Here is a 13317-nt window from a genome sequence, read left to right as displayed (position 1 = left end):
CAATTGTTGACACAGTAAGCCTTTCACGATTATTACATAGGTGCCGCTTCAACGATATATTCTATGGTTTAATTTGCAAGATTGGTCAGTGCTATGGTGAGATTACCAATGCTTGGTACCGTGACGCCATTGGCTTTTTTTGGGTAAAGTTTGGCTTTTTGCACTTGTTGGCAAATAAATTTATCCACCTCTGAATCACCCGATGTTTGCGTAATCCTGCATTTTTCCACGCCACCTTGGGCATTGACATTAAGTTTTACTTGCAGGCTTGATAGCTGCTTTAGTGTCACAATACGCGATAAATTGGGTGGTAACTGCGTGTTAGGTTTTTTCTGCCAACTTGCATCCGCATTGCCAAAGGTGATGGGTGTTGCTGGTTTTGGTGACGAATTAATAGCTGGGACATCGGGGATAGCTGAAATAACTGGGCTAACGGGCTGATTTGGCGTTTTTTGTATTTGAGGGCGCATCGAGTCTTTAGATGATTTAGCACGCTCATCGTGAGTTATAGTTTTTAAAGCATACTCAGCATTGGTATGGCTTTGGTTAGTAGTAGCTGATTTGATAGTAGCTGAGTTGGATTGAGCAAGAGATTGGCTATTATTTGAACTTATGTTGCCGTCTATTTGCGCCGTTTGCTGTTGTTTATAGTGGGCATTGTTTTCATGGACGTTCAGTAATGGCTGGCTAGGAATATCTTGTGATTTTTTTTGGGATTGAGTTTGGCTTTGACTTTGACTTGCTGTAGATAACGAAGTTTTAGGTTGACTGGCTTTTTTTTGGTTAGTCGAATTATCTATCGTTGGTCTGAGTTCGATTGGCTTGTGGCTACTATTTTTTGCTGGGTCATTTACCATTTTAGCGGGTACAGGGTTTGGTGTTGATAATGGTTTTTCCTTAATATCATCCGCTTGTGTGTTATCGCTAGGATAAGGTTGTATGGCAGGGTTCGCATGATTAATGGCGACAGGCTGCGGTTGTGAATGGTAAGTCTGCGAGGGGTGTTGAGGCTTCAGCTGGATAAAGCTAATTTCGAGCGGCTGTGTCGTTTGCGGTTTGATTTTTAATGGCGTTTGGTACTGAAAAAATAGATACAGCAGCAGCCCATGTAACGCGGTAACGATTCCGACCACCACTACCCTAATATATAGTTTTGACGCTTTGTTATCGGATGATGGGGTAGATAGCATAACAGGGAAATCGCTTGATACACGCTTGAATGATGGCAGATGATATTGCCATCTTAATATAATTGTGCCATAAATCAAATAATTAGTTTGCTATTTAAGGCGCGTATATCGCAAAGCCAACACAACGTTTACCCGACTTTTGATGCAGGTGATTGCACATTTTTGCAACGGCATGAGTGGTGTTTTACCGTTACGATAGCACAATAAATCTGAAAAAACGTCTTGGGAAGACAAGCCTTTGTTGACATAATACCCTAACGATAAATTGTTGTATTGGGGTAAAGATAATGAGCAGCACAATGAACTTGATGTGGTTTCGCCAAGATTTGCGCACCTTTGACAATACCGCTTTTGCGGCTTGCTGTGAGCATGCACAGCAAAACCATGCTGGCGTCATCGCCGTGGTTTATTTGACACCCAAGCAATGGCAATCACACCGCAAATCGCTGTGGCAAATTGACTTGATACTGCGGCAAATCCGCGCACTGGAGCAGAGTTTATCTCAGTTGAATATTGGTATCATCGTCAGAGTGGTGGATGATTTTGCCTCGCAGGCAACGGACGTGCTTGAGCTTTGCCAGCAGCTTTCTATTAGCCATTTATTTGCCAATTTGGAGTACCCGGTTAATGAAGTTGCCCGCGATCAGTATATTGCCCAGCAGGCGCAGTCGTTGGGCATAGTTACTCAATGGTTTGATGATAGTCAAGTGGTTGCCCCTCAGCGTATCGTCACCGACAAAGGTATGCCGTACAAAGTCTTTACCCCTTTTTACAAGCGTTGGCTTGCGATGATTGAAACTGGCGGCTTAACCCTATCGCCCACCCCTGCTGCAATGGCTATAAATACCATACAACTCGCCAAAGACAGCCGCAATACCAATGACCATATAACGATTGATGCATTTTATCGCGCTTATTTTACCCCCACCGCTGCGCTTGATAAACAGCTCACTCACATGGGTAAGTTAGCTCAATTGTTATACCCTGCCGGTGAAGCGGCTGCTCAATCACGACTGGATGATTTTTTAAAATACCATATCGCTGATTACAATACCGCCAGAGACATGCCCGCTTTGAATAATCACTTGGGTGCGACCAGTCGTTTATCGCCCTATTTGGCAATCGGTATGCTATCACCCAGATTATGCTATCTTGAAGCCAGACAAAGGCTGAACGGTCAGCAAGGACTTGCAAGCGAGAAAGACATCATGCGCTGGATTAGCGAACTGGCTTGGCGCGATTTTTATTATGATGTTATGGTTAACCGTCCAGATATCGTTAAAGGCAAGGCATTTTTGACCCCACTCGATGAATCTGTGGCTTGGCGTTATGACCTAGCCGACTTTAAAAGCTGGTATCAAGGCAAGACCGGTGTGCCGCTGGTGGATGCAGCGATGCGCTGTCTCAATAGCACAGGTTTTATGCACAATCGGCTGCGTATGGTGGTGGCGATGTATCTGAGCAAAAACCTATTAATCGATTGGCGTTGGGGTGAGGCATATTTTATGCAGCATTTGGCAGATGGTGATTTTGCCAGTAATAATGGCGGATGGCAATGGTCAGCTTCCGTCGGTACCGATGCTCAGCCTTATTTTCGGGTGATGAATCCATTTAGCCAGGCGGCAACACACGACCCTGACGCCAGCTATATCCAACACTGGGTGCCCGAGCTTGCAACAGTGCCAGCTAACATCATCAACGATGAGCAAAAACTGCAAACCTACCTAACACAAAATCCTCACATCGCCTATCCAAAGCTTGACACCCCAACAAAAGCCTCACGGGCGATGGCGATTGAGGCGTTTAAAAAACCAATACCCTAAGATAGCTCAATAATCAACTTTGTGTGTATGAGCGTCAGTTGATACGGTTAATGAGCAAAACGGATATGCCCAGTTGCCGAGCAGTTGATTGAAAAAGTTGCTATTGCCAAGTGTGTCGCAATGATGAAATCGACTACCAAGACAGCTTATTGATTGCTGACTATTTATTGAATGGCTGACAAATTACGGCTTGGTTGATATTGCCTGACTGATAAAATCCGCTAATTGTGTACCCCATAGTGCGTAAGTTTTCGCACTGGGGTGAAAGCCATCTTTTGCAAATAAGTTTTTACTATCGTCCTGCTCAGCAAAACTCACTGCTAAATAATGGATTTGGGTATCTAATTGGTTATTGGTGTTTTGATAGTTTAAAATCAGCTGATAAAGTCGCTTGTCCAATAATGACGCTTTTTTGCCTATCAATTGATTCAGCGGGCTTGGCAAGGCAGGCATTTTTTGCATGGGTGGCAATCCAACAAAAATAACATACTTAGCAGTAAATTTACGCCCTGCGATTTCAATAATAGCTTCTATATGTGCTTGCCAGTCTCTAGGCCTTGTATTTGTTACGACATCATTGACCCCGACATTGATGATGACTATGTCTATCTTTTCACTTGCCAATACATAAAGTTGTCGAAGCACATCAAAACTGGTAAATCCAGACACAGCTGCCATTTGCCATTGTAAGTGGCAATAACGTTTTACAATTATTTCATTAGAGGATAAATTTTTGATTAGCTGCCCCATGAGCGCTGCTTCTTGGCTTTCCACCCCTACGCCTGCCGCAGCACTATCGCCTACGAGTAACAGGGTTAAAGATGAATCAGATGCGGAGTTATCTATCTTGTTGAAATCTACCACACCTTTTCTCTCAGACAGCGGCGTTGGTAATACGATGGTTTGGCGTCTTACCTGCTTGCCTTGGTAATAGTATATCGGGCTGATTAGTATATCCTTATAAGACAAGCCATTGATATGTTGTTGCATAACTTTCCTTTTTAACAGCGCTTTTTGGATTATTGTATAGTGATAATTACTATAAAAAAACCACGTTGATTGTTCAAAGGGTGGTTTAACGGATTGATACATTAACGATTAGTCGAGCAACGCATGCTGTTTCGCTAACTGATGCTAAATTGGTACTGGTGATACTTTACCTTATGTTAAACAGCATTGGTGAATAGCAGCGCTTTGCCAAAACATCCGCAAGAATAGTCATGTTTAACAAAAAACGCTTAGACACTCTCTAGCCGTTTTTTATTTAAGGAAAAACCTTAAATGAATAAAATTCATCATTTTTAAATTTTAATTCGTTTTTATTCATCTTAATTTTAGCGTATAACTGTCTTTGTACTTTTAGCAGTGACGATTTTTAGTAATCGTAGGGTGCTAAAAGAAAATTTTTTTGCGCTACTGTTACGGAGATTATAGACATGACTTTACCGATTGATTGTCATATCAAAACCATTGCATTTGATGAAAATTACCAACCTGCCAAAGATACTAGGCTGACTACCAACTTTGCCAATCTGGCACGGGGGGAACACCGCGAGCAAAACTTACGCAATACCCTGCAAATGATTAACCGTCGATTTAATGACTTGGCACATTGGGACAATGTGACGGGCGACCGCTATCAGGTCGAGCTTGAGATTGTCTCTGCCAATCTTGAGATTGTTGGTACGAAAGACAGCTTTCCGGCTATTGAGATTTTAAAAACCGTTATCTTTGACACCCAGACCCAGCAGCGAATCGATGGCATTGTGGGGAACAGTTTTTCTTCCTATGTGCGCGATTATGACTTTAGTGTATGGCTGTTGGCGCATAACAAAAACCAGCCATCGTTTAGCGTGCCCGAGCGGTTTGGGGATTTGCATGGCAAGTTGTTTGAGTATGTGTTGAACTCGCCTGCCTATCGTGAGCAATTTAACAAACCCCCGGTGATTTGTCTGAGTGTATCGACCACTAAGACCTACACCCGAACCGCCAATTGTCATCCGATTTTGGGCACTGAATATGTACAAGACGCATATTCGCTGACGGATGAATACTTTAGCAAAATGGGTTTATCGGTGCGTTATTTTATGCCGCCAAAATCAGTGGCGCCTTTTGCATTTTATTTTAAAGGTGATTTGCTCAATGACTACACCAACCTTGAGCTTATCAGCGCGATTAGCACGATGGAAACGTTCCAAAAAATTTATCGTCCTGAGATTTATAACGCCAATAGCGTGGCAGGTCAAAGCTATCAGCCCAGTTTAAATCATGAGGATTATTCACTGACCAAAATCGAGTATGACCGTGAAGAACGTAGCCAGCTAGCGATTCAACAAGGTCAATACACAGAAACCCACTTTATCAAACCCTATCAAACTTTGTTACAAGAATGGTTAAATTCCCAAGTCGCTTAACCCAAGTAGCTTAATAAGTCGCTTAAGCAGTTTTGCTAACACCAAACAATTAAAGAGAAAACAATGACGACACTTTTTCCAACATCAACGGCAGGTAGCCTGCCTAAACCAAGCTGGCTTGCTGAACCTGAACAACTTTGGTCACCTTGGAAGCTGACAGACAGCGCGCTTGTCCAAGGCAAACAAGACGCGTTATTGGTATCATTGCAGCAGCAATTAGCGGCAGGCATTGATATTGTGAGTGATGGCGAGCAGACCCGCCAACATTTTGTCACCACCTTTATTGAGCATCTAGATGGGGTTGATTTTGCCAATCGCGCTACGGTAAAAATTCGCAATCGCTATGAAGCCAGTGTGCCGACTGTGGTAGGTGCGGTGTCGCGCCCGCAATCGGTATTTGCTGAGGACGCCAAGTTTTTACGTCAGCACACAGACAAACCTATCAAATGGGCGCTACCTGGACCCATGACCATGATTGATACCTTAAGTGACCAATACTACGGCAGCCGCGAAAAACTGGCTTGGGAATTTGCTACCCTACTCAACCAAGAAGCCAAAGAACTCGAGGCGGCAGGGGTTGATATTATTCAATTTGATGAGCCTGCCTTTAATGTATTTTTTGATGAAGTTAATGATTGGGGCATTGCGGCACTTGAACGTGCTATCGAAGGGTTGAAATGTGACACTGCTGTCCATATCTGTTATGGTTATGGTATCAAAGCCAATACTGATTGGAAACAAACCTTGGGCAGTGAATGGCGACAATATGAAGCCATCTTCCCCAAACTACAGCAATCGGCGATTGATATGGTGTCGCTAGAATGTCACAATTCGCGCGTACCGATGGAACTTATCGAATTGATTCGTGGCAAAAAAGTGATGGTGGGCGCGATTGATGTGGCGACGCATCAGATAGAAACGCCTGAGCAAGTGGCAGCAACGCTACATAAAGCCTTGCAGTTTGTGGATGCCAAAAATTTGTACCCTTGTACCAATTGCGGGATGGCGCCGCTCCCCCGTCATGTGGCACAAGGCAAGTTGTCTGCCTTAGCACAAGGCGCCAAGCTTGTCCGAAATGACTATTTAGCCACGCATCAATTGGACGACCTCATAATTTAAAAAGTACTTTGGAAAAAATAATGGTTGACGTTACTGATTTTAGAAATGCCATGTCGATGTTATCGGCTGCGGTCAATGTGGTCACTACTGATGGCCCTGCGGGTCGTCATGGCTTTACTGCATCGGCGGTGTGCAGTGTAACCGATACCCCACCGACCTTGCTCGTATGCATGAATACCGCCTCACGCTCGTATGAATATTTCGTGCAAAACAAGGTATTGGCGGTGAATGTGCTTGCCGATCATCATGCACCATTATCTGCGGTTTTTGCCTCCAAACTCGAAGCGCAAGCGCGCTTTGAGCATGGCACATGGCATACCTTGATGACCCAATCACCGATTTTGGACAATGCCTTGGCGAGCTTTGATTGCCAAATCGAGCAAATCCAGGAAGTCGGCACACACGGGATTTTTATTTGTCGTATCGAAGCCATACAACAAGGCAAAGACCAGACAGGCTTGGTGTATTTTAATCGTGAATACCATGCCGTCAATAAAATTAAAGTCGAAACGCCCAACCAACCATAATGCCAAGCACAGAGTCAGATTTTGTACAATCCAAGCGAATTAATGCTAAAGTAGTCACTCTTATCAATAGTTACAGAATTTAGGATGGGTAATGGCGATTATTAAGTCTTTGTTGGACACGGATTTATACAAATTTACCATGCTACAAGTGGTACTACACAAGTTTCCACAGACGCATAGCGTATATGCGTTTCGCTGTCGCAACCTTGAAGACACCGCCTATCCTCTATCAACGCTACTCGATGAAGTCAATGCCGAGCTCGATGCGCTTTGTGAACTACGCTTTACAGCTGATGAGCTGCAATACCTTCGTGGTCTGCGCTTTATCAAAAGTGATTTTGTTGATTATCTGGAATTATTTCAACTCAAACGGCGTTTTATCAAAGCGACCCTTGATGCCGAAGGTCGGTTAGACATTCGTATTGAAGGCCCGATGATTCAAGCGATGATGTTTGAAATCTTTGTGTTGGCGATTGTCAATGAACTGTATTTTAGTCACCTTGATCAGCAATCGGCTTGGCAAGTCGGTGAACAACGGCTAAACGATAAACTGCTACTGTTACAAGATTATCGTCGCCAAATGGCGGCTTATGACGTCCCGTTTTTGGTATCAGATTTTGGTACGCGTCGACGTTATAGTGTCGCTTGGCAAGAACAAGTGATTGAGCGGTTGATGGCAGTGCCGGAAATATTTCGCGGTACGAGCAATGTGTATTTTGCCAAACAGTTCGATATCACCCCAATTGGCACAATGGCTCATGAATTTCTGCAAGCCTTTCAGGCGCTCGATGTGCGCTTGCGTAATTTCCAAAAAGCGGCACTCGAAGCTTGGGTTCAAGAATATCGAGGAGACTTAGGTATTGCATTGACAGACGTGGTCGGAATGGATGCCTTTTTGCGCGATTTTGACTTGTATTTTGCCAAGCTATTTGATGGACTGCGTCATGACAGTGGTGACCCGTATGAATGGGGCGAAAAAGCCTACGCGCACTACCAACAACTCAAAATCAACCCAAAAACCAAAATGTTAAATTTTAGCGATGGGTTGACGCTGCAGAAGGCGTGGGCACTGTACTTGCATTTTAACGACCGTTTTCAACTAGGGTTTGGTATCGGGACTCACCTGACCAATGATATGGGGCAAACACCGCTCAACATCGTCCTAAAACTGGTTGAATGTAACGGGCAATCGGTTGCCAAAATATCCGATAGCCCGGGCAAAACCATGACCGATAACGATACCTTTTTGGCATATCTGCGCCAAGTATTTGATATCGCTGAGTAAAAATTCTAAAGCGCTCATTGCAAAAAACCAATAAACTAAATCTGCGCGTTCAATCTCACGCCCAATCATGGCAATGTATGCCATGAATTTGGACGATTGAACTATTATTGCACATCAATACACCAATATTTGGTAGTCACATAATCTTCAATCCCATATTTTGAGCCTTCACGACCGAAACCGGATTGCTTCACACCGCCGAATGGTGCAACTTCAGTTGATAACAGTCCTGTGTTTTGCGCAACCATACCATATTCGAGTCCTTCACACACTTTCCACGAACGCGCAACGCTTTGGGTATAAAAATACGCCGCTAGTCCATAAATCGTATTGTTGGCATGGGCAATCACTTCGTCATCGGTATCAAAAATAAATACCGGGGCGACGGGACCAAAAATCTCTTGGCTAGCGATGTCCATGTCATCGGTGATACCCGTGATAATGGTTGGCTCAAAACTTAAATCTGACGCGCTGTGTTTCTTTCCACCGGTGACCACGGTCGCGCCTTTGTTGACCGCATCTTCAAGTAACTGCTCGACTTTGTCCATTGCATCTTGGTTGATGAGCGGACCGATATTCACGCCCTCTGTCATACCGTTACCAACTTTTAAGGCTTCTACTTTTTGTTTGAAGATGGCTAAAAATTTGTCTTTAATACTTGATTGCACATAGACGCGGTTTGCACAGACACAGGTTTGCCCCGCGTTACGGTATTTGGAAGCAATAAGACCGGTTGCTGCTTTCTCTAAGTCGGCATCATCAAAGACGATAAAGGGCGCATTGCCGCCAAGCTCCATCGAGAGTTTTTTGACCGTGGACGCGCATTGTGACATCAGCACGCGACCAACTTCGGTAGAGCCAGTGAATGACAATTTGTGGATACGTTCATCTTGGGTGAGCACTTCACCAATCACTGAGGATTTACCGGTGACGATTTGTAGCAAGCCTGCAGGTAAGCCTGCACGTATGGCAAGTTCGCCCAGTGCTAATGCGGTCAAGGGTGTTTCAGTGGCAGGTTTGACAATTATGCTACAGCCAGCAGCTAATGCCGGTGCCACTTTACGTGTAATCATGGCGGCGGGGAAATTCCACGGGGTAATCGCCGCGCATACGCCAATCGGTTGTTTTAACACCACGTAGCGTAGGTCTTTGTTGGTGCTAGGGATGATGTCGCCATAGATGCGCTTGCCTTCTTCGGCAAACCAGCGAATAAAGCTATTGGCATAGCCGATTTCACCGCGCGATTCGGTCATTGGCTTGCCTTGCTCGGCTGTCATGATTATTGCCAAATCTTCTTTATTTTGGTCGATTAAATCCGCCCAGTTGTTTAAAATAGCTGCGCGCTCGTTGGCGGTTTTTTGTGCCCAGTCTATTTGCGCTTTGTGGGCGATGGCAACGGCGTCGATGACTTGGGATTTTTCTAGACTCGGTATAGTGGCAATCACTTGGTTGTCAAATGGATTGGTGACATCAATGGTGTCGCCTGTCGTGGCGTCCGTCCATTGGTTGTCAATGAGTGATTGGGTTTTAAGTAAGGTTTGGTCTTTAAGTAGTAGCATCAGGAATTCCTGTTCGTTATGTTGTTATGAGGATATTGAAAATTTTTTTATGATAAGCAGGTCAATGCCGCTTATTATAAGCGGATAGCAGCTGTGTGGAATAGCGTCATTATGTTGCAGCAGCTGTCTAGGCAGTAAAAATTACAGCAAAGATTGGATAGAAAGTTGCATAAATATAATTAATTGCATAAAAATGCAAACCGAGTCGGTTACGTCAACTCGGTTATGATTTTCTCATCGCATTTGAGGCTACTGTCTTAGCAGTGGTATGCCTTTGACTGCATGATTCTGTGAAAATTGCCGCTGCTTAAAAGTTTCTCTTTATACTTTTTGTTGGAAATTCTTCTCAACGCGCTGTTAGCAAATGCCGCTGCATAAAATCATTGACCTTGTTAAAGGTGGGATAAAAAGACTGTAACGGTGTTGCCAGTCCAATGACGATACCTGCATGAGTGGCAGGGACTTGCACCCGCTCCACGTTGCCGCCTGCTTGGGTGAGCGCTTTTTGTAGGCTATCAGCATTTTGTGGGTAGACAAGCATATCTTTACTGCCTGTGACCAACAAATGCGGGGGTACATCTTGGCGGATATGATACACAGGCATCACTTGCTGGCGGGTGCTATCAGCTGGAAAGGCAACTTTGGTAGTACCGCTACGAAAATCGTAATCATACGGCCCTGCTAGTCCAATCACGCCTAATATTGCCTTGTTGGGAATGCCGGTGGTTTTCCAAAAACGGCTATCATCCACCGCAGATACCACATTAAACGCCCCTGCAGAATGCCCCATGACAAACAGCTGATTAGGATTGCCGCCATATTGAGCGATATTGCGATACACCCAACCCATGGCGCTGGCTGTATCAAGCACATAATCTGGGAATACGTTTGCAGGGGCTAAGCGATAATCCACCACCACTGTGGTGTAGCCCGACTTGGCAAACTGCTTACCGACAAAGCCATAGGTTTGGCGTTTGCCATGTTGCCAGCTGCCCCCATATACAAATATCAACACAGGGTGACGCTGACCATCTGCAGGGGTATAAATATCGAGTTGTTGGCGGGTATCTGTGCCATAGGCAATATTTTTGATGGTTTTAATACCATTTGACACAGTGCTAGTGCTATCAGCTTTTGCTGCGATGGGTGCGTTTTTTGTCGCCATGGCCTGACAGCCTATCAAATTTAACCCCACAAGGGCTATAACCGCAGCAGTTCCAAGTTTGTATTTATTCAAGCGGACGGTGGCGGATGACGGGTGTTTTGTAGCGTGGGTCGATGAATTTGACATAGGTTTCTCTTTTTTAAAGGTTTCTCTTTTTTAAGGTTTTTGCTTTTTTAAATAAGTAAGTTTTTAAGTCAGGACGTTAAATTTGAAATGATTAAATATTTATGTAAGAAAATGGCTTTTTGTTAAGTATAATCGCTTATAAGCGTTAATCAAATGCCTGCTGTAGTGAATTGGTAACAGCGGTAACCTTATGTTGGATATCGTTATGTGTGATGCTATTTATTATTTAACTTACACCAGTAAAATCACCTTACTGGGCGCGATTAATCCTTTTACTTTCAAAACTATCGAGCAGATTTCTAGGCAAAACAATCATGCCCAACATATCACGGGATTTTTGCTATTCAAACATGGGCATTTTTTTCAATATTTGGAAGGGGATAAGGCATTGGTCACTCACCTGTACCAAGATTTACTTAAAGATTATCGCCATAAAAATTTAAAAATAATTACCGAGGGTCATCGGGAACAGCCGCGGTTCAAAAAATGGGATATGTACTGTATTGACATTGATAAGGATGTGAATAATTTATCCATTAGCCGACTATTTCAAGCGTTTAACCCCACCGATTGGCAGTCACCGGAGGTGAATGAGCTAATCACAGATATGCAAACACAGCATCATAAAAATAATTAAATTTTTACCCTAAAAAGATTTATAAACTTTAATTTATTTTTGTATGAATTAAGGGTTATACTTTAGTTTTAATAAAAGATGCTAAATTAATAATAACATTAAAAATTATTATGCTACACTCAAAGTAACATATAAAGAGTATGGCTGAGGAGTTCTACGATGATGTCTCCCCCTACTTATTACCTGACTTATACCAGTTCGCTTACTTGGTCAGCCGCTTTAAAGCCCAGCACATTTACCCAAATTTATCAAAGTGCGAGAGATAATAATCAAAAAACCGGCATCATGGGTTTTATCCTATTCAAAGATGGTCGCTTTCTGCATTTTATGGAAGGTAGTGAAATGTATATAGCGAATTTGTACCTCGCTATCACCCATGATAAACGCCACCATAAAATTCATCTTATCCATCAAAGTACCACCCCTGCTAAACGCTTTAAGCAATGCGATATGCTATGTGTGACACCGGGCATATCCCATACAACCCCAATGATTAGCGAGCTGTTAGCAAAGTTTGAAACCTACCAATGGCAGACCGAACAGGTCGAGCAATTACTCAATGACATGGTCGCATTCTATGAGCGCGATGATGCTGATATTGCGCCCTACCAAGTCAAAGCAGGAAGCTATATCGGCGCCATCATCAAACACCATGTCAAAAAACACCTTTTTTTCACGCTTACTGTCATCACGGTGCCATGGTTGGTGATATTTATGTTGTTAATTGACTTATAAATTTTTGCCAATCTAATAGTAAAAAAAGCTAACCATCAGACGTTGCTCAAGGTAACGATGCGCTTTTTAAACTCAATTGTTTCGACGTCTTTATTGGGTATTTGGTAGTCTTCACTGTAGGCTCATACCCTATCGCGTTAATCAATGGTTGCTATTAATAGTTGCTTTTTAAGAACAATAAACTGATGAAAAACATACCTAATATCAGCAGTTGAATGATTAAATATTTTTTATTCTGCTCCATAAAGCGGCGATAAATCACCGAGAAAAAACTCCCTGTTTGGGGAGTCATGCCAAGCAAATGGTTTTTTGCCATTAGTGACATCACCTCATGTACATGAGCTTGGCTCCAATGATAAATATCAAAGTCGTACACCATATCTGGAAGATTAAGCAGTTCAAGGGTTTGGGTTTTTTCATCCATGTTATAACAATTCATCAGCCATTGCTGATAATAGCGTTTTTCTAACTGTCCCTGGTCTAACACCACTATCTCTTTATGTCGTCGGTCTTGCTTTATGGTGTTAAATAATTGTTCACATACCGCTTTTTGACCTTCAATATACTGCAAAAATTTGCCATCCTTAAACAATAAAAACCCCGTAATATGATGGTGTTGATTGTTGGACTGGGCTTGCTCGCGAATATCAGTGAATAAATTATGGTCAAAAATTTGGGTCAAATTTATTTTACTGGCGTAGACATAATACTGAATTTGATGATTCATGACATTTTCC

Annotated in this window: 12 protein-coding genes; 7 read left to right on the top strand and 5 right to left on the bottom strand. The window is 43.2% G+C overall.

Annotated elements, in window-relative coordinates; translation table 11 throughout:
* Positions 1 to 68: 68 nt before the first annotated feature.
* Complete coding sequence (locus RTP55_RS04510) at positions 69 to 1190, bottom strand: energy transducer TonB (RefSeq protein ID WP_312384521.1); 1122 nt, start codon at positions 1188 to 1190, stop codon at positions 69 to 71.
* Positions 1191 to 1477: 287 nt separating this feature from the next.
* Between RTP55_RS04510 and RTP55_RS04505 the strand changes: the two genes are divergently transcribed.
* Positions 1478 to 3013, top strand: coding sequence for a cryptochrome/photolyase family protein (locus tag RTP55_RS04505; protein WP_312384519.1), 1536 nt, complete (start codon positions 1478 to 1480; stop codon positions 3011 to 3013).
* 183 nt (positions 3014 to 3196) lie between these two features.
* On the opposite strand, the gene RTP55_RS04500 is transcribed toward RTP55_RS04505, so the two are convergent.
* Positions 3197 to 4003 carry an SGNH/GDSL hydrolase family protein gene (locus RTP55_RS04500; RefSeq protein WP_007116288.1) on the bottom strand — a complete coding sequence of 269 codons (807 nt, stop codon included), beginning with the start codon at positions 4001 to 4003 and terminating at the stop codon, positions 3197 to 3199.
* 446 nt (positions 4004 to 4449) lie between these two features.
* Here RTP55_RS04500 and RTP55_RS04495 point away from each other — a divergent pair, with 446 nt between their 5' ends.
* The 4 genes from RTP55_RS04495 (at position 4450) to pncB (ending at position 8358) form a co-directional block, all read left to right on the top strand.
* Positions 4450 to 5427 carry a DUF1852 domain-containing protein gene (locus RTP55_RS04495; protein WP_312384516.1) on the top strand — a complete coding sequence of 326 codons (978 nt, stop codon included), beginning with the start codon at positions 4450 to 4452 and terminating at the stop codon, positions 5425 to 5427.
* 63 nt (positions 5428 to 5490) lie between these two features.
* Positions 5491 to 6546: a methionine synthase gene (locus RTP55_RS04490; protein WP_159769521.1), complete on the top strand. Its 1056-nt coding sequence runs from the start codon at positions 5491 to 5493 to the stop codon at positions 6544 to 6546.
* Positions 6547 to 6566: 20 nt separating this feature from the next.
* Entirely contained in the window at positions 6567 to 7073 is a 507-nt protein-coding gene (locus RTP55_RS04485) for a flavin reductase (protein ID WP_007116291.1), read from the top strand.
* Between the two features lie 91 nt (positions 7074 to 7164).
* A complete protein-coding gene (pncB, locus tag RTP55_RS04480) occupies positions 7165 to 8358 on the top strand; it encodes a nicotinate phosphoribosyltransferase (RefSeq protein WP_007116292.1) in 1194 nt (397 codons plus the stop codon).
* Between the two features lie 104 nt (positions 8359 to 8462).
* Here the strand turns inward: pncB and RTP55_RS04475 are convergent, their stop codons facing one another.
* Together RTP55_RS04475 and RTP55_RS04470 are read right to left on the bottom strand one after the other, a co-directional pair.
* On the bottom strand, positions 8463 to 9917 hold the full coding sequence (locus RTP55_RS04475) for an NAD-dependent succinate-semialdehyde dehydrogenase (RefSeq protein WP_312384508.1): 1455 nt from the start codon (positions 9915 to 9917) through the stop codon (positions 8463 to 8465).
* 346 nt (positions 9918 to 10263) lie between these two features.
* Positions 10264 to 11208 carry an alpha/beta hydrolase gene (locus tag RTP55_RS04470; protein WP_312384505.1) on the bottom strand — a complete coding sequence of 315 codons (945 nt, stop codon included), beginning with the start codon at positions 11206 to 11208 and terminating at the stop codon, positions 10264 to 10266.
* 190 nt (positions 11209 to 11398) lie between these two features.
* Between RTP55_RS04470 and RTP55_RS04465 the strand changes: the two genes are divergently transcribed.
* Both RTP55_RS04465 and RTP55_RS04460 read left to right on the top strand, forming a co-directional pair.
* Positions 11399 to 11845 (top strand): BLUF domain-containing protein, encoded by a 447-nt coding sequence (locus RTP55_RS04465; RefSeq protein ID WP_082741470.1) that lies wholly within the window; start codon positions 11399 to 11401, stop codon positions 11843 to 11845.
* A 159-nt stretch (positions 11846 to 12004) separates the two neighbouring features.
* A complete protein-coding gene (locus RTP55_RS04460; protein WP_312384500.1) occupies positions 12005 to 12580 on the top strand; it encodes a BLUF domain-containing protein in 576 nt (191 codons plus the stop codon).
* Between the two features lie 154 nt (positions 12581 to 12734).
* Here the strand turns inward: RTP55_RS04460 and RTP55_RS04455 are convergent, their stop codons facing one another.
* The gene (locus RTP55_RS04455; RefSeq protein ID WP_312384498.1) at positions 12735 to 13307 is read right to left on the bottom strand and encodes a BLUF domain-containing protein; all 573 of its coding nucleotides are present in this window, start codon (positions 13305 to 13307) and stop codon (positions 12735 to 12737) included.
* Positions 13308 to 13317 lie beyond the last annotated feature (10 nt).

The organism is Moraxella sp. CTOTU47579, assembly GCF_032004885.1.
GTDB classification, from domain to species: domain Bacteria; phylum Pseudomonadota; class Gammaproteobacteria; order Pseudomonadales; family Moraxellaceae; genus Faucicola; species Faucicola tetraodonis.
The sequence above is the reverse complement of the archived record's forward strand: the minus strand, read 5'-3'. Positions and strand labels throughout refer to the sequence as shown.